Genomic DNA, 25,105 nt, shown 5'->3' with positions numbered 1-25,105 from the left:
TACGGTCAAATTTTAAATGGATGATCGAGGAAAAATCGCATCATGATCGTGCTCGCATCCGGACCCGTTGCATCGGTGTACGAACCATTTCCACTCCCACCTGCCCAGGCGTGCGGCGCGCCATGAATGAGCCACAACTCGGCGTCAACTCCATCCACTGATTTCAGCCGTTCCACCGTGCTCGTACGCTTGCCCGCTTCTACATGGGAAGTCTCGTCGAAGACAACGGCCTGAGCGCTGAAGCCGCGCAACAAATCAGCCGCGTTTGATGGATGCACGGTTGTGTCGGCATCGCCGTGAAACACGATCAGCGGTCGCTTCGGTGCCGCCGCGCGACGAGCGCCCGATGACTTTCCGCCTCGCATGGCCGCCAGCGCCGATTGCAAATCATGGGCCGCCCCGACTGCCAGCCCCGAATGCACGCACGCAGCGGCATAAAGATCCGGATACGCCTGGATCATGACGGCGGCCATCGCCCCACCCGCCGATAAACCCGCCACGAATACGCGCGACGAATCCACGGCGTGCTTTGACATCACTTCGCGCGTGATGCCTGCAATCAGTGCCGGCTCGCCGCTGTCGCGCCGTTGATCGGCGGGCTTGAACCAGTTCCAGCACTTCGATGCGTTCGCCCCCTGCGGCTGCACCGGATACACCACGATGCATCTGTCCCGCTCCGCCAGCGCGTTCATTTGCGTGCCGGCAGCGAAGTCGTCGGCGTCCTGCGTGCAGCCATGCAGCATCACCACCAGCGGCAGCGGCTGGCCGCTGTGCTGCTTCGGCACATAGAGCTTGTAGTTCCGATGACCTGCGGCGTTCGCGAACGTATGAGTCGTGAACGTTCCCGGATACTTGACAGCCGGGACGTCTGTATTCGATTGAGGCGTTGGCTGAGCGTGCGCCCCAAGTGCACGCTGCAGCGCCGCCGTCGCTTCCTTCGGGCCGCGTGCGCGCAGCAGCTTCATTGCATCCTGCATCGAATGCAGGAATGCTTCGTTGATTTTCATTATCTTTCCCGTTGTTCCCTGCTATTACGCCCTACCCGCATCACTAGGCAATCCGGCCGGCCAGCGCCGTTTTCACCGCAGGCGAGGCATGAAAGGCGCCGAGCACGACGATCGATGCGATGGTTTCGAGCGCCAGTTCAGCGGACACGTCGGCAGCAATGCTCGCGAGTCCCAGCACTTGAATGTCGAACCGTTCGCCCGCCGCGCGCGCCGCTTCAAGATCGCGCCTGGAAAAATGCTGCATGCCCAGCACCAGCGCGCGCCGTGTCACCGTTTCGTTCACCACCTGAGAGTGCGTCGCCAGTTGATTCCGGATAGCCGTGCGAATCAGGTCCGTGCGGTTGGAATAAAAACCCTCTTCCACCAGCAGGTCGATCTGCCCTAGATCCACAGGGCCCAGGTTGATCGTGATTTTTTCCGTCTCACCGCCCTTCGGCCTGAGCACTTCAATTTTTTGAATCATCAAAAACATCCCATTACCATCCAATGAGATGGTTATAGGCTGGTTTTTGCAGTGCGTCAAGGTTTTTAGCCAACTCACCATGGTCTGGAGAAGCCGGAAATCGGGCCGCGGCGCCTCAGGAACGGGCCATGCTGAAGTTGTCATCGCAGTCCCTTTTCCCTCGCGGCGAAATTGCCGCTTGTACGCCAGAGCATTTCGCCGCTCTGAGACCCGGGCGCCCAGGGTTGGGTGTGACGCGGTTTTTGTATCGCGTTGCTGTCCGGAGCAATTCGCCACCTTCGTTCTGTTTTTATCGCGACGATTTCGCGTGCTTCTGCACGCCTTTTGCGCGCTTAAAAAAATCCGAACGATAAACTATTAAAGGAGTACTACCTATGTTTGTCCATAACAAACGCCTGCAATACACCGTCCGTGTCGCCGCGCCGAATCCGGGTCTCGCCAACCTGCTGCTCGAACAGTTCGGCGGCCCGCAGGGCGAGCTCGCCGCAGCCTGTCGCTACTTCACCCAAGCCGTAGGGGAAGACGATCCGGGCCGCAAGGACATGTTGTTCGATATCGCCACGGAGGAGCTGAGCCATCTGGAAATCATCGGTTCAATCGTCGCTATGCTGAACAAAGGCGCAAAGGGTCAACTAGCCGAAGCGGTCGAGCAGGAGGCGGAGTTGTATCGGTCGATGACTTCTGGCGGCAACGACTCTCACACCACCGCCCTTCTCTACGGCGGTGGTCCTGCGCTCACGAATTCGGCAGGCGTGCCGTGGACGGCGGCCTATATTGACACCATTGGCGAGCCGACTGCCGACCTGCGCTCCAATATTGCAGCCGAAGCGCGCGCCAAGATCGTGTACGAGCGCCTGATCAATGTCACCGACGACCCTGGTATCCAGGAAGCGCTCGGGTTCCTCATGACGCGTGAAATTGCGCATCAGAAGTCGTTCGAGAAAGCGCTGCATTCCATCCAGCCGAATTTCCCGCAAGGCAAATTACCGGGGGTGCCGGAATTTACAAGCGTCTACTACAACATGTCGCAAGGCAACGAGTCGGCAGTGCGCGGACCGTGGAACGAAGGCGGCGACTGGAGGTTCGTGGAAGATCCGCAACCCGCCGTGGATGGCGGAGATGGACTCGCGACCGTGGGAGTGTCAGCGGAAGAGGTGGATGTTTTACAGGCAATGGCCACGCGCACGGCATCGGACAAGAGTTCGGATCCGACGACCGGCGCCGATCTTGGATCGGGGAAAGCGACGGCGGTTTGAGGGTCTAACAGCGCGGCGCTCGTGATCAGGGAAAATCCGGTACGCTGCGGACCGCGTAGGCTCCCCTAAAAGCCGTTGCAGTGAGCGTGATCAAGTCTCTCTCCCTTGCAGCGCATGCCTTAAGCGAAGCAAGAGCGAAGGCAGTCTCAATCTGCGTTGAGACTGCCTTCTTGCGTGATCAATCGAGGACAAAACAGCTTGTCGGGCAATGCGTTTAGCGAAGACCGATCAACATGAGACTAAATTTAGTCTATATTTAGACTCATGCAAAAATCGTTGAGACCCAATATGAAGCTCTCGAATATCAAACCCATCAGTTACCTCAAGAGTGATGCGGCGAGGATTGTGACGGAACTTATGGAAACACATGAGCCTTTGATCATTACTCAAAATGGGGAAGCGAAACTGGTGGTGCAAGACATCCATACATTCGAGCGACAGCGGCAAACGAACGCCCTGCTTCGCATCTTGGCATTGGGCCAAAAAGAGATTGCTGAGGGTAAGTTTTCATCTGCAACTGATGTTTTTGCCGAGCTGGATTGCCTTGACGAAAAGGATAGGGAATGAATCTCACCATCCTCGACTCGGCCAAAAGAGACTTGGCTGATCTGCGGGATTACATCGCCAGACACAAACCGAAGGGAACCTGGAGCGAGATCAAGACCCAACTCCAAAGCAAAATTTTCCAGATTGAAGATTTCCCCTTGTCGGGCGCATGTCCTCCGGAACTGCTCGGCTATCCAGATCGATACAGACAAGTCTTGACCAATCAGCAACGCATCATTTACGAAATTGCAGGCGATCAGATATTTATCCATGTGATCTGCGGACAAACCCAGGATCTGGAGGAGACCCTCAACCTGAGATTACTCAGCATCTAAGCCAAGACATACCTCGGCCGCGATTCACAATTGCAGGCAATCAGAAGGCTCGTCCGCGTCGTTAAACAACCATTCCCCGCTCCGGCACCACCCGCCGCACCATGAACCAGTAAAACAGCGCCGAGCATCCCGCAATCAACCCGCCTGAAATCAACGCGCTCGAATACGAGCCGGTTTTATCGACGATAAACCCTGCCACCACCGGCGAGAACGCGCCGCCGAAATACCCGCCGAAATTCTGGATCGCGCTGACGGACGCGACCATCGACTTGGGCGCAACGTCCGACGCCAGCGCCCATGCAGCGCCAATAATCGCCGCGAGGAACGCCAGGCCCAGCGTCATCAGCGTGATGGTGACACCCAATGAGTCAACGAAAGGAATCGCCACCGCCGAAACCGCCGCGCCGATCGCGCAGATCACGATCCACATGCGTTTGGCATCAATGGGCGTCGCCATTCCGCGATCAACCATCTTCTTCGTCAGATACCCCACGATAATCTCGCCCAGCGCGCCGCCGATCCACGGAATGCTCGCGTAGATACCCAGTTGTACGAACGATATGTGAAAGCGATCAAGCAAATACAGCGGCAGGAACACGAGGAACAGGTTCCACAGCCAGATCGCGCAGAAGTAGCCGAGGATCATGCCCCACACGCTGCGGTGCGTGAACAGTCCGCGCCACTCGTGGGTTGAATTGCTGATCGACCGCTCACGGCCGCCTCCGCCCGCTTCTATATAAGCAAACTCTTCCTTCGAAAGCCGCTTGCTCTGCTCGGGATTTCGATAAAGAAAGAGAAACACAATGGCGAACGCGATGCCGACAAACCCCGCCACATGAAATAGCGAACGCCATCCAAACGCAACCATCAACGCAACGAGCACAGCGGGCGCAAGCGCGGGGCCCCATTTCGATGACGAATCCCAGATGCCCGTCGCGAACCCGCGCTCCTTGGTCGGGAACCACGCGGCTGTGATCTTCGCCGAGGTTGGCCAGCACGGCGCTTCGCCGACGGCGAGCAGCGCGCGCATCACGAGCAGCGCGCTGACCGATCCGACCACGCCGGTCATGTAGGTCGCGACACTCCACCAGATCATGGCGACGGCGTAGGCCTTCTTCGCGCCGAAGCGGTCGATCACCCATCCCGCCGGCAATTGCATCACAGCGTAGGTCCATGCGAACACGGTGCCGAGCAAACCGATCTGCGTTCGCGACAACCCGAGTTCGCGAATCATTTCCGGCGCCGCGATGGAGAGACTGGCGCGATCGATGTAATTGATGATGCCGCCCGCCACCAGCCATATCAGCACGGTCCAGCGAAAATTCATGCCGGTGCCGGTTGCAACTTCAGCGGGGGATACGAGCTTGTCAGCCACATCCGTCTCCTCGTCTATGCCAATGGGCGCCGTCGAATGGACGCCCTTTTTAGGGGTTTTTAATAGTCACACTATATTTCGCAACGATTCCGGGAGGCAGCGGAGTAAACCCGGGCCGGCCGTTAAATAGTCTTACTATATTTCCCACTAAATGGAGACTGACGCAATGACGACTGACGCAACGACTCAAGCCCGGCGTGTACCGCCCTCTTCAAGCACGCTGTCCGCATCGACCCGCGCGCTTTCGAGTTGCACCAGACTCGCCTGACGCGCGCCCAGCGGATCGCGGCTTTGAATGGCCGTGAGAATCGCCTTGTGCCGCGGCAAGGAGAGCGCGTGAGTATCGGGATGACGGCTGGTCAGGCGAATGGATTCGGACAAGGCAAGCGACAACATATTGCCGATGTACGCCAGCATGTCGTTGTGCGTGGCGGCCATGATCGCGCGATGAAACTCCAGATCCGGTTCGAGCAATTCGGGCGCGGTCGCGGCCGCTTCCATGCGCATGTAAGCGGCTTCGATCCGGGCGAGATCCTCGCCGCTGCCGCTTGTCGCCGCGAGCGCCGCAGCAGCCGGTTCGATGATCCGCCGCACGGTGAGCAGCGACCGGAAGAACTCACCTTCGGGCACGCTGCTGAGCGTCCAGTAGAGCACGTCGGGATCAAGCATGTGCCAGTCGGCCCGTGGCCTGACGACACTGCCTACCCGCGGCTTCGACACCACCAGTCCCTTTGCCACAAGCACACGCGTTGCTTCCCTCAAGACCGGGCGGCTCACGCCATAGGTTTCGCACAGCAGCACTTCGGCGGGCAGGCGTTCGCCGGGCGCAACCTTGCCGCCGACGATATCCATGCCGAGGTTCTGCACGATGCGCCCGTGCATGCTTTTGCCTTGCTGGAGATGTCGATAGTCCATGTTCAGTGAAAGATGCCTCGGTCTCGGCCGACGTACGCATAGCATAAGCACGAGGGCAAAAAGCTCCAAATAGTATGACTAAATTGAGGGTAAACCTGCGAGGTTGTTATCGAAACAGGTCTGGACGGAATCAGGATCCAGCCAGCCGATTATTTCACTCGCGCTCACGGACATACCAGATTTCAGCAAGTCCGACCCCTCGCACGAGCCACTGTTCCAGTCCTGGCTGCCGCCCAAAGCGCGGCCCGAATGCGATAATCCCGGGCTGTCACCCTGTTTCCGGAGAACCATCCCATGAGCCGCCTCGACAACCCGTTTCACGACCAGGAGGCCGGCCGTGCCGACTCGACGCAAGATACGACCCGCATCGACGACGTCCGCATCGGCGCCGTCCGTCCGCTGATTTCCCCTGCGCTGCTGCAAGACGACCTGCCTGTACCACTTTCAGTGCAGACGCTGGTTGAAAAAAGCCGCGTTGAAATTGCCGACGTTATTCAAGGCCGCGACGACAGGCTGGTCGTTGTCGTCGGACCGTGCTCGATTCACGACCATGACCAGGCGCTTGAATACGCGCACTTGCTGAAGGCCACCGCTGACGAACTGCGCGACGACCTGCTGATCGTAATGCGCGTGTACTTCGAAAAACCACGTACCACGGTGGGCTGGAAGGGTTACATCAACGACCCGCTTCTGGACGGCACGTTTCGTATCAACGAAGGCCTGCGACGCGCACGCCAGTTGCTGCTCGACATCAGCGGCATCGGCTTGCCAACGGGCACCGAGTTTCTCGACTTGCTAAGCCCGCAGTACATTGCGGACCTGATTGCCTGGGGCGCTATTGGCGCGCGGACGACGGAGAGCCAGAGCCATCGGCAACTGGCTTCGGGACTAAGCTGCCCGATCGGTTTCAAGAACGGCACCGACGGCGGCGTGCAGATCGCGGCAGACGCCATTGTTGCGGCCCATGCGAGCCATGCGTTCATGGGCATGACCAAGATGGGCATGGCTGCCATCTTCGAAACCCGCGGCAACGCGGACGCGCACGTGATCCTGCGCGGCGGCAAGACGGGACCGAACTACGATAGCGAAGGGGTCGCTGCCGCCTGTGCCGCACTCAAGGAAGTCGGACTTCGCGAGCAGGTGATGATCGATTGCTCGCATGCGAATTCGGGCAAGTCGCATCTTCGCCAGATCGAGGTAGGTCAGGACATCGCGCGGCAACTGAACGGCGGTGACAAGCGCATTATTGGCGTGATGATCGAAAGCCACCTGGAAGAAGGCCGGCAAGATCTGAAACCGGGTGTACCGCTGCGCCGCGGTGTCTCCATTACCGATGCATGCCTCGCCTGGACGCAAACCGAACCGGTATTGCAAACGCTCGCTGCTGCAGTACGTGAGCGCCGCAAGCACTGATACGGACTCACCACGAAGCTCCCCTGGCTTCGTGGAACGCTGCGTTGCCGCAAACACATCGCGTGCTCACGCGATGACCAACTCTCCCGCGTAGCACTGCGCATGCCACACCTGTCTTGCACCCTCACCCGTGCAAGATAGGGTTATTGCGTTGCTTCACATTAAATTTCATTAGGCATAGACTTAATCCGTCAGCGTCATTCACTCATTGCAGTGAGGGTCGCGAGTCGTCTTGCATCAAGCGTTTTTCGTAGTGATCCGCAAGTTGATCCGGGCAATGCGTCCCGTTCAATTCGTGCCCACCAACGTACGACCGAGGCGACACATCATGGCTGACACGAGTTACATGGCGCGTAAATCCGTTGCCGATATCGTCAAGAGTGCTGACGGCGGCGAGCGCCCGCTAGCGAAGACACTGGGCGCACTCAGCATCACGGCAATGGGCATTGGCGCCATCATCGGCGCCGGCATCTTCGTGCTGACAGGCACGGCCGCCGCGCAGTTCGCGGGACCAGCCATCATCCTGTCATTCATACTGGGCGGTATTGCGTGCGCGTTTGTCGGCCTGTGTTATTCCGAACTTGCGGCCATGCTGCCCGTCTGCGGCAGCAGCTACACCTACACGTATGCCACGCTGGGCGAAGTGTTTGCGTGGATCATAGGCTGGGACCTGATCCTCGAATATGCAATGGGCGCGGCCACCGTCGCGGTCGGATGGTCGGGTTATATCGTCAGCCTCCTGCGTAACGTGGGGATTGCCTTTCCACCCCAACTGGCAGCTGCTCCCGGCACCATGGTGAAGCTTGCCAACGGCACGTCGGTGGCGGGAATGGTTAATCTGCCGGCCGTCTTCATCGTCGCCGCCCTTACGCTCATGCTGGTGATGGGGACCAAGGAGTCAGCGCGGCTCAACAACATCATGGTCGCGATCAAGCTGGTTGTCGTGGTGGCGTTTCTCGCGCTGGGCGTGTTCTTCGTGCATCCCGGGAACTGGCATCCATTCATTCCGGCGAACACCGGCGAGTTCGGCAACTTCGGCATGAGCGGAATCCTGCGCGGCTCCGCGGTCGTGTTCTTTGCGTTCATCGGTTTCGATGCGGTGTCTACCTGCGCTCAGGAAGCCAAAAGACCGCAGCGCGACATGCCGGTCGGCATTCTCGGGTCACTGGTGATCTGCACGATCCTGTATATAGCGGTGGCGGGGGTGCTCACCGGACTCGTGCCTTATGGCGAATTGAACGTGCCCGATCCCATTGCGAAGGGCGTGGACGTGATTGGCCTTACCTGGTTTTCCATCCTCATCAAGATCGGCGCGCTGACCGGTTTGACGACCGTGATCCTAGTGCTGTTGTATGGGCAAAGCCGCATCTTCTTCACGATGTCGCAGGATGGCTTGCTGCCGGGATTGTTCGCTCGGGTTCATCCGCGTTTGAAGACGCCCCACCTCAGCCAGACCATGATTGGTGCTGTTGTTGCGATCGTCGCGGCGTTCACGCCAATCAGCGTGCTGGGTGAAATGGTGAGCATCGGCACGCTGTTCGCCTTTGTCCTGGTGTGCGGCGCGGTGATCTATCTGCGGCGCAGCGACTCCGGCGCGAACCGGCCGTTTCGCGTGCCAGGCGTGCCGGTCGTACCGATTCTCGGCATCCTCTTTTGCGTGCTGCTCATGACCGGCTTGCCACTCGTCACGTGGATGCGGCTAGTGGTCTGGCTGGTGATCGGGCTCGTGATCTACTTCTCATATGGACGCAATAACTCGCGGCTGCGGCATCCGGAGCGGCACGCAGGATAAGCGTGCGGCGTCGGTTGAGCTAGCAGCTCGGCACGACGCTGAACAGCCGCGCCGGCGGATTCAGCAGAGTTCCAAGGGGCTTCAAGAAGTTTCAGGCAGGCTGAATGTTCGACGCCTGCTTGCCCTTTGGGCCCTGGCCAATATCGAAACTTACTTTCTGGTTCTCGAGCAATGACTTGAAACCTTCAGTCTTGATCTCCGAGAAATGGGCGAACAACTCTTCGCTGCCATCGTCCGGCGTGATGAAACCAAAACCCTTTGCATCGCTGAACCACTTTACTCGTCCGGTCGGCATGGCCGTCTCCTGGCTGGAAAAAGGGGAACGGTATCACGCGCGGTCGTTTTCGTTGGCGCCGCTTGTTGCCCGCATCGGCTGAACGCCCTATCCCGTCTGCCGGCCCAGGCGGAAAACCCCCTCCTGCAATAACTCTCCGCGTTTACCTTCACTTATAAAAATTCTTTTCATATGTGAAAATTGGACACGAAACCCATGCGGGAAACCGCATCGACGGGACCAACCACCGAAAAAGGAGCATCAATGGTCAAGCGTGTCGAAGGCAAAAACATCGTGGTGACGGCTGCCGGCAAAGGCATCGGACGAGCTTCCGCGCTCATGCTCGCCGCCGAAGGCGCCCATGTCTGGGCGACCGATATCGACGAAAACGCCCTCGCCGAACTCGCTCGCGACGCGGGCGCTGGCTCCACGTTGCGCACCGCGCGCCTGAACGTGCTGGATTCCGCCGATGTCGAGGCGTTCGCCGCGACAACCGGTCCGCTCGACGTACTGTTCAACTGCGCCGGCTACGTCCACGACGGCAACATCCTCAAGTGCGAGGACAAGGACTGGGATTTCAGCTTCGACCTGAACGTCAAAGCCATGTACCGGACCATTCGCGCGTTCCTCCCGGCCATGATCGACGCAGGCAAGGGGGCATCGATCATCAACATGGCCTCGGCGGCGTCGAGCGTGAAAGGCGTGCCGAATCGCTTCGTTTATGGCGCATCGAAAGCAGCCGTGATCGGTTTGACCAAGTCCGTGGCCGCCGATTTCGTCGGCCAGGCCATTCGTTGCAACGCGATTTGTCCCGGCACCATCGAGTCGCCGTCGCTGCGAGGCCGGATCGCGAGTCAGGCGGCGGCGTCGCATCTGGACGAGGAGCAGGTCCGCGCTGCGTTCGTCGCACGTCAGCCTATTGGACGGGTTGGGCGAGCGGAAGAAGTCGCGGCGCTGGTGACCTACCTCGCCTCCGATGAATCCGCCTTCACCACCGGTACGATTCACATGATCGACGGCGGCTGGTCGAATTAAGCCTGATTGATTCGTATAGCTTATCAATATAAAAAGAGAAGGCCTTCATGTCAGGATCTATTCCGCTGGCGGCGAGCCCGGAAACCGCCGCTGCGCTTGAAGAAAATGCGTATCGCAAGGCGGTGTGGCGGATCGTGCCGTTGCTGATCGTCTGCTTCATCTTTGCCTACTTCGATCGCGTCAACATCAGCTTCGCCAAGCTGCAGATGCAGGGCGACCTGGGCCTCTCGAACGCGGCGTACGGTTTTGGCGCCAGCATCTTCTTCGTGGGCTATTTCATCTTCGAGATTCCCAGCAACCTGATCCTGAGCCGGGTAGGCGCGCGCGTCTGGATCGCGCGCATCATGATCTCGTGGGGCATCGCCTCGGCCGCGATGATGTTCGTGACATCGGAAACGTGGTTCTACGTGCTGCGCTTCGTGATTGGCGCGACCGAAGCAGGGTTTCTGCCGGGCATCATCCTGTACTTCACGTACTGGTTCCCCGCCAAGCGGCGAGCGCGTATCAATGCGCTTTTCATGACGTCGATCTCCATCTCGGGCGTGATCGGCGGCCCGTTGTCGGGCTTCATCATGACCCGTTTTGCCGGACTCGGCGGATTGGCGGGCTGGCAGTGGCTGTTCCTGCTCGAAGGTTTGCCGACCGCCCTGCTCGGCTTGCTGGTGCTGGCCATTCTCGATGACCGCATTGCCAGCGCGAAGTGGCTCAGCGCTGAAGAGAAGGCTGTACTGCAAGCCAATCTGGATCGCGAGGACCACGGCACGTCGCACAAATTCATCGACGCCATGCGCCAGCCCGGCACGCTGCTGCTCTCGCTGATCTATCTCTTCATGCTGATGGGACTCTATGGGCTGACGTTCTGGATGCCGCAACTGATCAAGAACACCGGCATCACCAGTCCGATGACCATCGGTTTGCTGACCGCGATTCCGTATGCGGCAGCGGGCATTGGCATGGTGGCGCTCGGCAGGAGTTCGGACCGGCATGGCGAGCGCCGCTGGCACCTCGGGCTGGCGGTCGGCGTGGGCGGCATCGGTTACATGCTGAGTGCGTATTTCGCCCATGACACCACGCTTGCCATGATCTCGCTCGTGATTGCCGCAGTGGGTGCGATCGGTTGCCTTCCGGTGTTCTGGACCTTGCCGCCTGCGTTCCTGAGCGGCACGGCAGCGGCCGGCGGGATTGCGCTGATCAATTCCATTGGCAATCTGGGCGGCATCATCAGCCCGTATCTGGTCGGCAAGGTGGTGGATATGACAGGCGTACCGTCAGGCGGCCTGTACGCTATCGCGGCGGTCCTGATCCTCGCGGCCCTGCTGATCCTGTTCGGCTTGCCCGCTCGTATTGCCAACCGCGATCAAGCGCTTTGATGATCTCACTCAGCTTGATGACGATGCGCTCCCTTTCGCTCAAGACATTGCCATGAATACAGTTCTAAAACCTTCCCGGAACGCGTCCGACGAGAGCACCGACGGCCCGCGCTACGCCGCGCCCGCCCTCGAAAAAGGACTCGATATTCTCGACGTGCTCGTGGACACCGCCGAGGGTTACACGCTCAACGAACTGTCCGTGAAACTCGGCCGCACCGTGAGTGAAATCTTTCGCATGGTCGTGACGCTCGAGCGCCGCGGTTATGTGCAAGGTGATCGTAACGACCGCTATACGCTGACACTCAAGCTGTTCGAGATGGCGCACCGGCAACAGCCGATTCGATCGCTGACCGCCATGGCGCTGCCGCTGTTACGCGATCTGGCGAACGTGACGCGGCAGTCGTGTCATTTGTCGATCTATCACAGCGGCCGCGTAGCGGTTATCGCGCAAGTCGATAGTCCCGAGCGATGGTCCTTCGGCTTGAAAGTCGGCGCGGTGATGGGCCTCACCGATACCTCGTCAGGCCACGTGCTGCTCGCTTTCCGCGATCTCGCCGAGCGGGAGCGAATGCTTGCCGCGCATACCCGCGTGGAAGGCGAAAACGACGTGGAACCGGCAGTCTTGCTGGCATTGCTCGACGAGATTCGCGCAGCCGGACATGAGATCGTGCCCAGCCGGCAAATGCGCGGCGTGACCAACGTGGCATTCCCGGTGATCGGAAGCGCCGGCGACGCCGTGGCAGCGGTCAACGTGCCGTATCTCGAACGTATCGATAAAAAGATCAATCCCGAGTTCGACGAGGTCTGCAGGATGGTCGGCGAGATGACCGGACGCTTGTCCGCGCTGATGGGGTTCAGCGGTTACAACCTGGAAGGCGAATAAACGCCATCGCGCCGGCACGGACGCTCGAATGCTCCTCCGTTCGAGCGCTCATTCACGTGTACGAGAAAATATGAAAGATTTTTAAGCGTTTGTTGGGTAAAAAAATAAAAATAAATCAGTCCGGGTTTTATCGCCATTTAATCGCGTTGACGAAATAAATGCGCAACCGTATAAAACCATCAACGCCGCCCGTCCTTGCGCAGTCTTTCCATCATCCGACGCCGCTATTCCTGGTTTAGCTTAGCCCGAATGCGCCCGGTCGATCCAATCATTCAGCCCACGGTGAAGACATCATGCGACAGACCAAAATCTCGATTTGCCTGCCAACGTGCAACCGCCCCGAACTGCTGATGGAATCGCTGACCTCGTGTCTTGCTCAAACCCACGCGAGCATTGAAATAGTCATTGGTGATGATTCCAGCGATAACCGCACGCGTAACCTGATCGATACAACGTATTTGCACGAAATGCGCATCTCCTACGTCAAGAATGAACCACCGCTCGGGCAGGCGGACAATATCGCCAGCCTTTTCGAACGGGCGACGGGCGATAAAATCCTCCTGATTCACGATGACGATGCCCTCGCTCCCGATTGCATAGAACGTCTGCTGTCGGTCTGGAACCTCTATCCGGATCTGGAAATTGCATTCGGCGATCAATATCAAATGGACGATAACGGCCACGTCGACCTGGAAGCCAGCCGTAAGCTCAATACGGATTACCACCGCACGGAAGCCGTGGTTGGCCTGCAAGCCAATCCCGGACGCACTGGCCTGATCCAGATGATGCCGAACAATGGCTGGCTCGCCAATGCGGATCTGGTCAAGAAAATCAGCTATAGGAAACAATACGGCATCGGCTGTGAATTCGTGTTCGGCGCGCAGATTTGCATTGCAGCCCGGAAGGTGTATTACCTCAAGGAGTACGTGTCGTTTTATCGAAAGACCGACGTATCCATGTCCAAGACCACGGCGCGCTCGACCACCGCCGCGGCTGTATTGGCGTACGACTTTCTTAAGTCGCTGAAGCTTGACAGCAGCCTTGAGCCGGCGCGTGAACTGGCGCTCAAGCGGATCGTGCCAATTGTCGTGTCGGTGTATGCACGCAACCATCAACCCATGCAGGCCCTGAGCATCGCCCTTGCGCATCTGTACGCGTACAACCACGGGCTCAGCAAACGGCTCTACTTCCACCTGATGCTGATCCTCAAGGGATTCGCCAGCACGGGAAGCTACAAAAGCAGCACGCAGAACGGCTAGAACGGTACAGCTTCAACCAAGGTTCAAGCTCCGGCTCGCGGCGGCGAGTCCTGGCTTGAACCAAACCTCGCCATCACCCCTCGCTATTCGCTCAATATCGATTGACGTACTACCGCGTCATCGTGAAACCTTTCCCACGTAAAACACTTTGCAGTACATTCGACAAGCGCCGCAATAACAGCAAACAGCCTGGTTATTGTTCAGACAATTGCGCGCCATGGCAACGGTTTACCTGTCTGCGCCGTACGAACACCGAATACACGTCAAAGCATTAGAGCGTCCGACTCACGAAAGTTTTTCGGGAAAATCCGCCATGCTGAAGCTCATCGCCTGTTTGTTCGGACGCCACCTGCTTGCAAAGCGCCGGGCCTTGCTTGCATCGGCACCCTCTGCCGCTAACGCCGAAAACGATACGTCCTCCACGCTGCCGCGGGACTTCATTGGCATCGAAATTGCGCAAGCGCGGCGTCATCGGCGAGCGGTCGGGCTCGACCCGTTGCCTCACGACCATCCCGACAACTCGCACGATGCCGCCGGCATACCCGGCCTCGCCATCTCGGGCGGCGGTATTCGCAGCGCGGTCTTCTCGCTCGGCCTCCTTCAAGCCATGGCGGATCAACAAGTGCTGAAGCACTTCGGCTATGTATCGACGGTATCGGGCGGCAGCTACATCGGCGCGTTCTATGGCAGCCTCTTTGTTCCCGATACGTTGCGCAGCGGCGAAGCGCAAACACCCGCTAGCGAGTTCGAAACGCGCGCACAGAGGGCAGCCGCTACGCTCGCCCCAAAGACAGGCCCGGCCACGCCCGCCTCGGTCACGCCGATTGGGTACCTGCGCGATAACTGCAACTACCTCGTGCCGAACGGTATGAGCGACCTGCTGCAATCCGTTGCGTTCTCGCTGCGCAACTGGTTCGCGTTGCAATACGTCATTGGTGTATCGCTGCTGACCGTCCTGCTGTGGATCAGTCTCGCGAATCAAACGATCTTTCATTTCGCACGCTTCGCCTACCATTGGCATCCGTTGCTCAAATCCGTTCCGGGCCTCCTCGCAATAGGCATTTCCATCTTGCTCATTTCACCTTTGAGCCGCGCATACTGGCTCACGCAAAATCTCGCCCAGGGAACCCGCTCGGCCTACAAAGTATTGCCGGCCGCCTCGCTGATCCTGGTGACCTTGATCGCGGTGATCAGCGTGGAAATCAATCGTCCGGGGACAATTTTTCCGGTGCATTCCACGACTGTCTCATCGTCCCCGATTAATTACTCGTTTGTTGGAATAGGCTCATGGTTCGTTATCCTGACCGAGATTCTTGCCGTCATCGCATTCGCTATTGCATGGGCCTTTGTGAACCGCAATGCCTCGCCGGGCACGTCGGGCATTGCGTGGCGCGCCGGTCCGAGAGCGAGCCCCGCATCCCGCCTCGATAGCCGCGCGTTCGCGGACCGCTTGCGCAACGCATTGACGAACGCGTACACCACGCCGCTTCGCATCGGCCGGCATCGATTCTTCTCCGGTCCCGTCCAGGTCATGATCTGGGCTGCCGCCATCGCGGCGATCGATGCTCTCGGTCAAATAGGCTATGCATGCGCGCCGGTCCTTTCCGGCCACATGTGCATGCTCTTGGCATCGAACGATGCCGCAGCCACCGCCGCCACCTCTGCCGCCGCCTCTGCCGATACCTCTTCCGTGCCCGCTTCGCTCGGCGTGCTGGCGGGTTCCGGCGCGGCGATCTGGGCGGCGGCCAAGTTCCTTTTGTCCGAGGGCAGCACCGTCAAGGATCAGATCATGAGGGTGCCGAAGATCGTGCTCGCCTCGGTCGCCGCCATACTTGCCGCGTTGATTACGCTGACATTCTGGTCGATCGCCGCGCGCGCCGCCGACACCGCGTTAAGGCACTATGCGAGCAAGACCGCGCTCCTCGACGGCTTATCGGGCACTTGGCGGGATGCCAATCACGGCGGCCTGCTATTCCTTGGACTTACCTGTTTCGTCATCCTGATACTCGCAGTCGTCGATGGCCTTTGCATCCAGTTTCTCAATCTCTCGACCTACCAGCGCTTCTATAGCACGCGCCTGACGCGCGCGTTTATTGGCGCGACGAACCGCGTCCGGCTCGATCATGCGAACCGCCGCGACGTCACGTCACTCGTCCCCGGCGACAACATTGCGATGGGCCACTATTACCACGGCGAGAGTTGCGCGCCGGTGCATCTGATCAACACGACGATCAACAAGACCATCGACTGGAATTCGTCGCTGGTGCAGCGCGGCGCGCGCGGCATGATCATGAGCATCGGGCCAGCCGGCATGACCGTGGGCGCAAAACTAGGCGTGTTGAAATGCGAATGGGACCACGCGAACGACATCTCCACGCGCGCTACGCACATCCTGTCCGGCCACCCGACGCCGGACATCTGGCTCGAGTCGCTGACGCTGGGCGACTGGATCGCGATCTCGGGCGCGGCGGTGAGCACCGGACTTGGACAAATGACGCGTCCGGGTTATTCGCTGCTGCTGGGCATTGCCAACATTCGCCTTGGTTACTGGTGGGACACGTACTCTGCGCCGTTTCGCCACGGCACGAAAAGCAGCCCGCGCGCACGTGTACCGCTTCCGGACGACAAGGACCCAAAGCGTATTTTTCGCGAGAAGGTATTCGGCACGCAGTTCTGCCTGACCAGCGAACTGCTCGGGCAGTTCGACGGGCCGCGAGGCCGGCGCTGGTATCTGACCGACGGCGGCCATTTCGAGAACACCGGCGCATACGAATTGCTGCGCCGCCAGTTGGCGTTCATTGTCATCTTCGACAACGGGTGCGATCCGGATTATGTGTTCGACGACCTGGCCAACCTGATGCGGCGTGTTCGCGTCGACTTCGGCATCGAAATTTTCGAGTCATCGTGCAAGATCTCTTCGCCCGACGGCCTGCGGCTGAACACGAGCCTGATTGCCAAATCGTTTGATGCTTTTGCAAAAGGTCCCGACTATCTCGCGATTCGCCTGATGGTTGCGTTTCCGGACGGGCGCACCGGTCAGATCGTCGCGATCAAACCCCGCCTGACCGCGGCCGCCCCTCACGACGTACGTCAATATAAGAACACCAGTCCCGACTTCCCGCATGAAACAACCGCTGACCAGTTCTTCGACGATGTCCAGTGGGAGTCGCATCGCGCGCTCGGCTATTCGCAGGCGCGCGCGTTGTTCGGCTGATCTGGCGCGGGCATGGACACCCTGCTTGGGCGGCGGCAGACTCATGGCGATTTCAGCGCATGTTAGTTTCCTTAAGTCCTGTTAAGCGTCCTGTTAAGCCCTGAAAGGGTGTCGCGTTTGATCTTCTTGGCGATCGACCATTTGTGTACTTCCGTGGGGCCATCGTAGATACGAAACGCGCGAATCTCACGGAACACTTGCTCGACTACCGTGTCTCGCGACACGCCGGTGCCGCCCATGACCTGCACGCAGCGGTCGGCCACGCGGAACAGCGCGTCGGCCACGGCGACCTTTGCCATCGAACTTTCGGATGTGCCTAGCGAGCCGCCATCGAGTACCGCCGCGCACCAGTCGATCATCAGTTCCGCCTGCTGCAAATCGATCACGTTCTCCGCGAGCATGAACCCCACGCCTTCGTGATCGATCAGCAACTTGCCGAATGCGCGGCGCGTGCAGGCGTAGTGTGTCGCGATCTCATGCGCGCGCGTGGTCGCGCCATGCCAGCGCATGCAATGCGACAGCCGCGAGGGCGACAGCCTGATCTGCGCATATTTAAAGCCTTCGTGCACTTCACCCAGCACCTGACTCTCGGGCACGCGCAACCCGTTGATACGGACCACCGCGTGGCCGCCGGGCATTGAACTGTCGATGGTGTCGAGAATTCGCTCAAGGTGAACGGCGGGATGCGGCAAGTCGACAAGAAACATGGTCGCCCTGACCTTGCCGTCCTTCTGGTCTCCGTCTTCGCCCGTGTTGCTGCGCGCCATCACAATGCCGACCGATGCCCCTTCGGCACCGGTAATGAAGGCCTTCGTACCGTCGATAACCCAGTGCTCGCCGTCGTGTCTGGCCGTGGTCTGAAGCATGGAGGGATCGGAGCCCGCGCCGCCATCGGATGCGGGTTCCGTCATGAAGAAAGCGGAGCGTGCATCGCCCGCTACAAGCGGCGCGAGAAACCGTTCTTTCTGCGCCGCGGTGCCGATCTTGCCGATCAGGTACATGTTGCCTTCGTCCGGCGCTGCGGTATTTACAGCGACCGGGCCAAGCGGCGACAAGCCTGAGCGTTTCAGGACGGTTGCGGTTTCGAGCTGCGTGAGATGATCGCCTCCGGCGAGGATATGCGGCGTGAGAACGCCCGCAGCGCGCGCCTTGCCGCGCAGTTCGCGCACCAGTTCCTCGCTCGGGCCGTGACTGCCGCAACGCGGATCGCGTTCGTATGGAACCACTACCGTGCGCACGAACTCTTCCACACGCTTGGCTATTTCGCTCGCACGCTCTGTCTGTACAACATCCATGCTGCTCATTGCAGGGTCTCCTTTTTAGCGCCACACACGACCCGTGACGCCATCTTCGGGTTGATCGGTCAAGCTGCGCCGACGCCGGGACGTTGCCTGTCGCCATCGTGATGGCGATGCGCCGGACCGGCGAGTAATGCAGCGGTCATGCTGCAATCGAATTATCCGAGGACAATCATAGCCCTGTTCGAGTGCTCGTTCGCCGGGCACCATGATGGCGTTGAATGCCGCCAAAGTTACGCAATGGTCCGCCAATTTCGCTGTGTGAGCGTTCCCGGACATTGATCCCGCCCGCACGGTGATAACCTGCCGAAGTGCTAAAACAGCGGGGAAACGGGAGAACACTTTGCATGCGCCGATAAACCAGTCTGGCGGTTCTCTACCTGCGCTGACCAGCGTCCGTTTTCTTGCGGCAATCACGGTAGTTGTTTCGCATTACTCAGAACTTGGTCTGCTCCCTCTCCCGTCGCAGATCTTCGATTTCGTCGATGGGGGTCGTCCCGCCGTTTCCCTGTTCTTCGTGCTATCCGGATTTATTCTCACCTTTACCTACCGCGATCAACTGCCGGTCAAGGGCCCGCGGCCCTTCTATCAGGCGCGGTTTGCACGTATCTATCCAGGCATATTGCTTGGCCTGGCGTTGTGCGTGCCGACCACGCTGTACCTGCTGAACGGCAACGATCCGACCTTGCTCACGCGATGGTATGCGCTGAAGAACCACGTGTACCTGTCGCTCGGCGTGAGTCTCGCGTGCCAGTTATTGTTGCTGAATGCGTGGTTCCCGTTTGCTGCGGTCAACCAGCCCTGGAACGGACCATCCGACAGCGTTTCATGCGAAGCGTTTTTCTATCTGATGTTTCCGCTCATGCTGCGAAAAATGATGTCCATGCGTTTGGCGTGGCTGACAATCGCTTGCATCGGCTTCTTCCTGATGCAGGGGCTCTGGATCGTGTTCCTGCAAACCTTCCTGCCGCTATCGCGCAGCGGCTTTCTTGTCGTTGGCCTGCCGCTGACGCGCCTGTTCGAATTCGTCCTTGGCATCTACGCCGCCATTCTGTTTCACCAGTTGCGCGAACAAGGCGTGAGCCGCCACGCGTTGGGCATCAAGCTCGTCGGCATCGCGTTGATCGCGCTAACGGTTCTTGGGCTCTGGCGGCCGGTTTCTCCTGCGTTCTATCTCGCCTCGCCGTGGTTCGCCGCGTTGATCCTGGGGCTCGCGCTACTTGAGCGGCCGGTGATCAATGTCTTGAACCGGCGGGCATTTATCAAGCTGGGTGAGGCAAGTTATTCGCTGTATCTGATTCACGTGCCGATTGCCTATCTCGCGTACATAGCGGGGTTCAGGCAATCGAATGGCTGGATCGCGATGGTGTTCGCCGTCGTGGCGAGCCTGCTGATCTTCACGTTTTACGAAGAGCCCCTTCGCAAGCGCATCCGGGCGCGATTCTCGGCCATTTCGAGGCCGGTCGATAACAAGGATCGCCTGAGTGCTGCGTTTGCCGCGCCGACTTCCAAAGAAAACTAAGCGCGGTTCCACGTCGGGCGGCTGGTCATTGAGCCGCTGCCACTTTTCCTTAGAGGTTGCTAGGAAATTGGTTTTCGTTCGCACTCGGGGTGGATGAGGTCTGCTGGCGCTTGGTGGTCAGGGGTCGATGCTGGGTTGGTCGGTTTTGGGGTTAGTGGTCGGGGTTGATGCCGGGTTGCTGCTTTCAGTGTTAGTGGTCTGCATGAGTCGGATTTTCTCTTTATCACTATTAGCCACTAACCAGCGAAGAACCACAACCGTAAATACCCGTAAGGCCGTGCGGGTTCATTGGCAATGGTGCTTGCCCGAGAGCGTACGGGGCGAAGCGTGTTCGTGTCAGGATTCGCGAGAAGGAGGGGTTCAAACATCCTTCGCTCTGGCGAGCACCGTGCTTTTGGGGCACCTATGAATCAAAACTGCACGCTGTGGACACTTAGGGTAGCGTGGTTTAAAAGCGTTTTCTTTGCTTCGTTTCTTTGTCGCTTTGGACAAAGAAATGACGTGCCGCCACGCACAGTGGCTAATAGTGATAAAGAGAAAATCCGACTCTCGCAGACCGCTAACACTGAAAGCACCAACCCGGCATTAACTCCGACCACTAACCCCAGAACCGACCACCCCGGCATTGACCCCGACCGACCGCCCCCCGGGAAACCACCACCCCAGCATACCCCCCCCCCCGCGACTCCAAGCCCGCCAAAAACCCCAAACCCGTCCACCGGCGCGAGCGAAAAAAAACTCGCCCTCCGCTTAAACACGAATGGCGAGTTTTTCATTTAGCACAACACCCAAAAAGGACGATTAACACCCAATCGAGTCTTGCACCGGACCTGATCCAGCCAAGTCCACTTCAAATCTTCACAACGTCGAATTAGCAACAGAAGGACGCTTAATCGGCACCGTTTTGCGCCGCTGCAGCCGAGCTACGCACGCCCGTTGCCGAGGTGCCGCTGGTCGAAGGACCATACGCCGTTGCTGCCTGAGCGTTTTGTGCAGCCACACGAGCCTCAGCGGCCTGGATGTTCGCCGGGTAGTCTACGTCGTCGCCAGCGGGGTTGTACCCAGCCTTTTCCAGTCGAACCAGTTGCGCCTTGACTTCAGCACGCGTCAGCGGACCATTGTTGTCAGCGCTCTGCGCAAACACGAACGTCGGAGCTGCCAATGCCGACACGATAACCACAGCGGGAATAAGTGACTTGAACATGGGAAAACCTCCAGTATTTTGTATGTGGTCTCGAAACAATCTCAGAGGGACATAAGCGTTTTCTGAATTTGTTTCGGATGTAAGGAGTCTATGCTTCGATACTCTGAGGGAAAACCCTTATTTACGCGAAACATCATTGTTGAGATCGCAACAATCGAATGGAAATGGCCACGCAAGCGGAATTGGAGGAGGTATTTCGGGATTTATTGCTGAAAAAAGACGGAGAACGCGGCTAAATTTGAAGAATAACCCGCGTACGGTGAACTATATTGCGGCTTCCACAATAATCCCGCCGAACCGCGGCATGGGTTCGGCGAGATACGGGGCCTAGAAATGACCCGTGAATTGATATCGATCGCCGGGATGCCAGAGGTTCACCACTGAAGCCACCGCGTCGCGCGACCACGTCCGCCGATGCAGCATGAGGCACGGCTCACCCGCTTTCATGGAGAGCGCGAGGCCCGTGCTTTCATCGGGAAGCGCTGCTTCAATCCTGTATTCAACGCGCTGCAAAGGCGCGGCGACCATCAGGTATTGATTCGGCGTGATCCTGGTGAAATCCTGGCGCGCATATTCCGGCGCAAGCGCGGGATTGACCCAGCGCTCTTCCAACTGGATCGGCAAGTCGTTTTCGAAGTGCAGCACCCTCGAATGAAACACCGGACTGCCCTCGGTGAGTTGCATTTCCAGCGCGAGGCGTTCGTCCAGTACGGATGCGCCCAAGTGCATCACTTCTGCCCGATGCACATGACCGCGTCCGGTGATTTCGTCGGAGATACTGCGGATTTCCACGAGCGTCGATGCGTATTTCGGTTGCGCCACGAACGTGCCCGCGCCCTGCACGCGTGTCAGGATCTGCTCGGCGGTCAGTTCGCGCAACGCGCGATTGACCGTCATGCGCGCGACCTTGAACTCACGCGCCAGTTCGTTTTCGGAAGGCACCTGATCGCCTTCCTTCCACTCCCCGGCATGAATGCGCGTGAGAATGTGATCCTTGATTTCCTGATACGCGGGCGTGCTCATGCTGGGCGTGTGGCGTCCGGTTGAACGTGGGATTGAACTTCTGAAACAAACGAAAGCGGGCAATGTTTCGCAATTTCACCGCTGACCACCTGCTTCGCGATCGCCGCGATATCCGGTGCGAAATAATGATCGAGATCGTAATGCGCGACTTCCGAGCGCAGCGTCTTCATCACTTCGGCGAGCCGCGGGCTGGTTTGATGCGGCGCGCGCAGGTCCACGCCTTGCGCCGCCGCCAGCAACTCGATAGCGAGAATATGCGCGACGTTCTCCGCAATATATCCAAGCTTGCGGGCCGCGAACGTCGCCATGGAGACGTGATCTTCCTGATTCGCCGATGTCGGCAACGAGTCAACCGATGCCGGATGCGCGTAGGTCTTGTTCTCCGACGCCAGCGCCGCCGCCGTCACATGCGCGATCATGAAACCCGAATTCACGCCGCCATCGCGAACGAGAAACGGTGGCAAACCGGAGAGCGTCGCATCGATCAACAACGCAATCCGGCGCTCCGCTAACGCACCGATTTCCGCAGCGGCAATGGCGAGGTTATCGGCGGCGAACGCAACGGGTTCCGCGTGGAAATTACCGCCCGACAGTACTTCGCCGGTGTCCGGGAAAATCAGCGGATTGTCCGATACCGCATTCGCTTCGATCAGCAATACATTGGCTGCATGACGCATCTGGTCGAGGCACGCGCCCATGACTTGCGGCTGGCAACGCAGGCTGTACGGGTCCTGCACCTTGTCGCAATCCTGATGCGACAAGTTGATCGCGGAGCCTTCCAGCAACGTGCGATACGCCGCAGCGGCATCGATCTGTCCGGCGTGACCGCGCAGCGTGTGAATGCGGGCATCGAAGGGAACGACGGAACCCATCGCGGCGTCCACCGACAGCGCGCCCGACACCAGCCCCGTGCGATACAGGTCTTCGATCGCGAACATGTTGTACAACGCGAGCGCCGTGGAAGCCTGCGTGCCGTTAAGCAGCGCAAGCCCTTCTTTAGCCTGCAATGTCAGCGGTTCAAGACCGGCCACGCGCAACCCGTCCAGCGCACTCGCGCGCTCGCCACGGATGGTGACTTCGCCGATACCGAGCAACGCCGTCGACATATGCGCAAGCGGCGCCAGATCACCCGATGCGCCAACTGACCCCTTGACAGGGATTACCGGCAGGACATCGGCGTTGAAAAGGGTGATCAGCGCATTGATCACCTCACGGCGGATGCCCGAATGTCCGCGTCCCAGGCTCGACACCTTCAACGCGATCAGCAGCCGCACGACCGGGCGCGACATGGGTTCGCCGACACCCACCGCGTGCGACAACACCAGATTGCGCTGCAACAGTTCGAGCTGATCCGCGGGAATGTGGGTGCTCGCCAGACGGCCGAAACCCGTGTTGATGCCGTAGGCCGGCTCGCCCTTGGCGGCGATGTCGGCAACGGTTTGCGCGGAAGCGTCGATGGCGGCGAAGCTGGCCGGATCGAGGGTTAAGGCGTCAGAGCCGCGGGCGATCTGGCGCAAGTGCGCCAGCGTGAGGTGGCCGGGGGTCAATTCGATCATCGCAAGTCCTGTCTATACAAGTTTCGGCCCAGTCTAAACAAACAAATCCCCCAAAACAAGGCCTGAAAACACCTAATTGGCGTTTTCAGGGATCCGTCCGGTTATTTTTTCGGTCGGTTGTCTATACAGCGAGAAGTTGCTTTTCCATCCGGAAGTTCGTCAACCACTGGCCGCGCAGCACTACATCTTGCGAGCGGATGACCCGAAAACCATGCCTTTCGAAGAACGGCCGCGCGGTAATGCTCGCGTCGGTATCGAGGACCGCGAGCCTTTGCATACGAGCCGCGTTTTCCACCGCATCAAGCAGCGCGCTAGCCACGCCTCTACGCTGGCTGGCCGGATCAACGAACAACATGTCGATGTGTCCGCTGCTTTCCAGATCGATGAAACCCGCAATAACACCATCGATCAACCCAACCCACGTAGGCCGGTCAAGCCGGCGACGCGACCACACATCGCGGTCCACCTGCGCCCACGCCGCGATCTGGCCGGCATCGTAATCACGAGACGCCACTCCCCGCACCGAGCGCAGAAACACACTGATAACCGCGTCCAGATCGGCGGCTTCATAACGCCGGATGACGGGTTGCATCGACGAATGCACGGGTTCTTTAGCGCGTCAGCGACACCGTCGCGATACCCAAAATGGTCATCACGACCGACGCCGTCACGTGAATCGCGATCTCGCCCGCCGCCCAGCCGTAGCGTCCTTGCTGCAGATGCGCGACGACTTCGGCCGAGAACGTCGAGAAGGTGGACAGGCCGCCCATCAAGCCGGTAATGACGAATAGCCGCCATTCCATCGATACCCCGGGGAAACGCGCGAACCACGCCACCGCCACGCCAATCACATAGCCTGCGATGACGTTCGCCGCGAGCGTCCCAAGCGGCAGATTGGGGAACAACGCGTTCAGGCGCAGGCCGAGGACCCATCGAAACAGGGAACCGAGCGCGCCGCCAATACCTACAGCCAGAATCGACAGATACATGAGCGAAGGCAGAAGATCAGAGAGGAATGAGCGTTAGACGCTCGATGAGCTGCTCACGGCTCGCCGCGACGACCATCTCGCCGGACCTTGTAAGCCGCGCAATCCACGTGCCGTCGCGCCGCTGTTCCCAGCCGCCGCATTCATGGCCGTCCAGCAGCAGGGAGCCGCGTTTGACCAGTTGAGGATCGGCGGGATCGAGAACGGTGTCGTCGTTATGTTCCAGCTTGACGGTTCGCATGGGCGTTGCGCTCGCGCGCGGGAATGCATAAAGGCGTAATCATAATGGAGTGCGTGACGAACCCAATACAGAATGCGAGAAAGCACTGAGAGCGTAAAGCCGCCTTTCATGCACAATACGGGTCGCTTCGTTTGTTGT

Annotated in this window: 23 protein-coding genes; 11 read left to right on the top strand and 12 right to left on the bottom strand. The window is 59.1% G+C overall.

The annotated features are described in order from the left end of the window. Window positions 1-5 precede the first annotated feature (5 nt). Both ACSQ36_RS21635 and ACSQ36_RS21630 read right to left on the bottom strand, forming a co-directional pair. Complete coding sequence (locus ACSQ36_RS21635) at window positions 6-1,007, bottom strand: extracellular catalytic domain type 1 short-chain-length polyhydroxyalkanoate depolymerase (RefSeq protein WP_436183512.1); 1,002 nt, start codon at window positions 1,005-1,007, stop codon at window positions 6-8. 43 nt (window positions 1,008-1,050) lie between these two features. Next, the gene (locus tag ACSQ36_RS21630) at window positions 1,051-1,470 is read right to left on the bottom strand and encodes a CopG family transcriptional regulator (protein ID WP_436183511.1); all 420 of its coding nucleotides are present in this window, start codon (window positions 1,468-1,470) and stop codon (window positions 1,051-1,053) included. 374 nt (window positions 1,471-1,844) lie between these two features. Here ACSQ36_RS21630 and ACSQ36_RS21625 point away from each other — a divergent pair, with 374 nt between their 5' ends. The 3 genes from ACSQ36_RS21625 to ACSQ36_RS21615 all read left to right on the top strand — a co-directional run bounded on the left by ACSQ36_RS21625 (window position 1,845) and on the right by ACSQ36_RS21615 (window position 3,607). Continuing rightward, window positions 1,845-2,726, top strand: a complete 882-nt coding sequence (locus tag ACSQ36_RS21625; RefSeq protein ID WP_436183510.1) for a manganese catalase family protein — start codon at window positions 1,845-1,847, stop codon at window positions 2,724-2,726. A gap of 288 nt (window positions 2,727-3,014) precedes the next feature. Continuing rightward, window positions 3,015-3,293, top strand: coding sequence for a type II toxin-antitoxin system Phd/YefM family antitoxin (locus tag ACSQ36_RS21620; protein WP_436183509.1), 279 nt, complete (start codon window positions 3,015-3,017; stop codon window positions 3,291-3,293). Continuing rightward, window positions 3,290-3,607, top strand: coding sequence for a type II toxin-antitoxin system RelE/ParE family toxin (locus tag ACSQ36_RS21615; RefSeq protein ID WP_213766121.1), 318 nt, complete (start codon window positions 3,290-3,292; stop codon window positions 3,605-3,607). The genes ACSQ36_RS21620 and ACSQ36_RS21615 overlap by 4 nt, the downstream gene beginning before the upstream one ends. 61 nt (window positions 3,608-3,668) lie before the next feature. On the opposite strand, the gene ACSQ36_RS21610 is transcribed toward ACSQ36_RS21615, so the two are convergent. Both ACSQ36_RS21610 and ACSQ36_RS21605 read right to left on the bottom strand, forming a co-directional pair. Then, window positions 3,669-4,982, bottom strand: coding sequence for an MFS transporter (locus ACSQ36_RS21610; protein ID WP_436183508.1), 1,314 nt, complete (start codon window positions 4,980-4,982; stop codon window positions 3,669-3,671). A 186-nt stretch (window positions 4,983-5,168) separates the two neighbouring features. Then, on the bottom strand, window positions 5,169-5,897 hold the full coding sequence (locus tag ACSQ36_RS21605) for a FadR/GntR family transcriptional regulator (protein ID WP_436183507.1): 729 nt from the start codon (window positions 5,895-5,897) through the stop codon (window positions 5,169-5,171). Window positions 5,898-6,191: 294 nt separating this feature from the next. Here ACSQ36_RS21605 and ACSQ36_RS21600 point away from each other — a divergent pair, with 294 nt between their 5' ends. Together ACSQ36_RS21600 and ACSQ36_RS21595 are read left to right on the top strand one after the other, a co-directional pair. Next, entirely contained in the window at window positions 6,192-7,310 is a 1,119-nt protein-coding gene (locus tag ACSQ36_RS21600) for a 3-deoxy-7-phosphoheptulonate synthase (RefSeq protein WP_213766119.1), read from the top strand. Window positions 7,311-7,638: 328 nt separating this feature from the next. Next, on the top strand, window positions 7,639-9,102 hold the full coding sequence (locus ACSQ36_RS21595; protein ID WP_436183506.1) for an amino acid permease: 1,464 nt from the start codon (window positions 7,639-7,641) through the stop codon (window positions 9,100-9,102). Between the two features lie 91 nt (window positions 9,103-9,193). Here the strand turns inward: ACSQ36_RS21595 and ACSQ36_RS21590 are convergent, their stop codons facing one another. Further along, window positions 9,194-9,397: a cold-shock protein gene (locus ACSQ36_RS21590; protein WP_031363642.1), complete on the bottom strand. Its 204-nt coding sequence runs from the start codon at window positions 9,395-9,397 to the stop codon at window positions 9,194-9,196. Between the two features lie 243 nt (window positions 9,398-9,640). Here ACSQ36_RS21590 and ACSQ36_RS21585 point away from each other — a divergent pair, with 243 nt between their 5' ends. The 5 genes from ACSQ36_RS21585 (at window position 9,641) to ACSQ36_RS21565 (ending at window position 17,137) form a co-directional block, all read left to right on the top strand. After that, window positions 9,641-10,411 carry an SDR family oxidoreductase gene (locus ACSQ36_RS21585; RefSeq protein ID WP_436183505.1) on the top strand — a complete coding sequence of 257 codons (771 nt, stop codon included), beginning with the start codon at window positions 9,641-9,643 and terminating at the stop codon, window positions 10,409-10,411. A gap of 47 nt (window positions 10,412-10,458) precedes the next feature. Next, window positions 10,459-11,781 (top strand): MFS transporter, encoded by a 1,323-nt coding sequence (locus ACSQ36_RS21580; protein ID WP_436183504.1) that lies wholly within the window; start codon window positions 10,459-10,461, stop codon window positions 11,779-11,781. Between the two features lie 52 nt (window positions 11,782-11,833). Then, on the top strand, window positions 11,834-12,664 hold the full coding sequence (locus ACSQ36_RS21575) for an IclR family transcriptional regulator (RefSeq protein WP_436183503.1): 831 nt from the start codon (window positions 11,834-11,836) through the stop codon (window positions 12,662-12,664). A gap of 293 nt (window positions 12,665-12,957) precedes the next feature. Further along, window positions 12,958-13,923, top strand: coding sequence for a glycosyltransferase family 2 protein (locus tag ACSQ36_RS21570; RefSeq protein ID WP_436183502.1), 966 nt, complete (start codon window positions 12,958-12,960; stop codon window positions 13,921-13,923). Between the two features lie 313 nt (window positions 13,924-14,236). Further along, window positions 14,237-17,137 carry a patatin-like phospholipase family protein gene (locus ACSQ36_RS21565; protein WP_436183501.1) on the top strand — a complete coding sequence of 967 codons (2,901 nt, stop codon included), beginning with the start codon at window positions 14,237-14,239 and terminating at the stop codon, window positions 17,135-17,137. 71 nt (window positions 17,138-17,208) lie between these two features. Here the strand turns inward: ACSQ36_RS21565 and ACSQ36_RS21560 are convergent, their stop codons facing one another. After that, window positions 17,209-18,432: an acyl-CoA dehydrogenase family protein gene (locus ACSQ36_RS21560; RefSeq protein ID WP_436184911.1), complete on the bottom strand. Its 1,224-nt coding sequence runs from the start codon at window positions 18,430-18,432 to the stop codon at window positions 17,209-17,211. Between the two features lie 346 nt (window positions 18,433-18,778). Between ACSQ36_RS21560 and ACSQ36_RS21555 the strand changes: the two genes are divergently transcribed. Next, window positions 18,779-19,957 (top strand): acyltransferase family protein, encoded by a 1,179-nt coding sequence (locus ACSQ36_RS21555; RefSeq protein WP_436183500.1) that lies wholly within the window; start codon window positions 18,779-18,781, stop codon window positions 19,955-19,957. Between the two features lie 889 nt (window positions 19,958-20,846). On the opposite strand, the gene ACSQ36_RS21550 is transcribed toward ACSQ36_RS21555, so the two are convergent. The 6 genes from ACSQ36_RS21550 to ACSQ36_RS21525 form a co-directional block, all read right to left on the bottom strand. Continuing rightward, entirely contained in the window at window positions 20,847-21,161 is a 315-nt protein-coding gene (locus ACSQ36_RS21550) for a DUF4148 domain-containing protein (RefSeq protein ID WP_436183499.1), read from the bottom strand. 327 nt (window positions 21,162-21,488) lie between these two features. Continuing rightward, the gene (hutC, locus tag ACSQ36_RS21545) at window positions 21,489-22,184 is read right to left on the bottom strand and encodes a histidine utilization repressor (protein ID WP_213764475.1); all 696 of its coding nucleotides are present in this window, start codon (window positions 22,182-22,184) and stop codon (window positions 21,489-21,491) included. After that, complete coding sequence (hutH, locus tag ACSQ36_RS21540) at window positions 22,181-23,740, bottom strand: histidine ammonia-lyase (protein WP_436183498.1); 1,560 nt, start codon at window positions 23,738-23,740, stop codon at window positions 22,181-22,183. Before hutH ends, hutC begins: the two co-directional genes overlap by 4 nt. A 121-nt stretch (window positions 23,741-23,861) precedes the next feature. Then, window positions 23,862-24,332 carry a GNAT family N-acetyltransferase gene (locus tag ACSQ36_RS21535; RefSeq protein WP_436183497.1) on the bottom strand — a complete coding sequence of 157 codons (471 nt, stop codon included), beginning with the start codon at window positions 24,330-24,332 and terminating at the stop codon, window positions 23,862-23,864. Between the two features lie 19 nt (window positions 24,333-24,351). Further along, the gene (gene crcB / locus ACSQ36_RS21530; protein ID WP_165104547.1) at window positions 24,352-24,729 is read right to left on the bottom strand and encodes a fluoride efflux transporter CrcB; all 378 of its coding nucleotides are present in this window, start codon (window positions 24,727-24,729) and stop codon (window positions 24,352-24,354) included. A 16-nt stretch (window positions 24,730-24,745) separates the two neighbouring features. Further along, window positions 24,746-24,967 carry a hypothetical protein gene (locus ACSQ36_RS21525; RefSeq protein ID WP_213764473.1) on the bottom strand — a complete coding sequence of 74 codons (222 nt, stop codon included), beginning with the start codon at window positions 24,965-24,967 and terminating at the stop codon, window positions 24,746-24,748. Window positions 24,968-25,105: the final 138 nt, after the last annotated feature.

Source organism: Caballeronia sp. LjRoot34 (genome assembly GCF_964253815.1).
Classification (GTDB): Bacteria; Pseudomonadota; Gammaproteobacteria; order Burkholderiales; family Burkholderiaceae; genus Caballeronia.
Note: the sequence above shows the minus strand (reverse complement) of the source record. Positions and strands in the feature narration are given on the sequence as shown.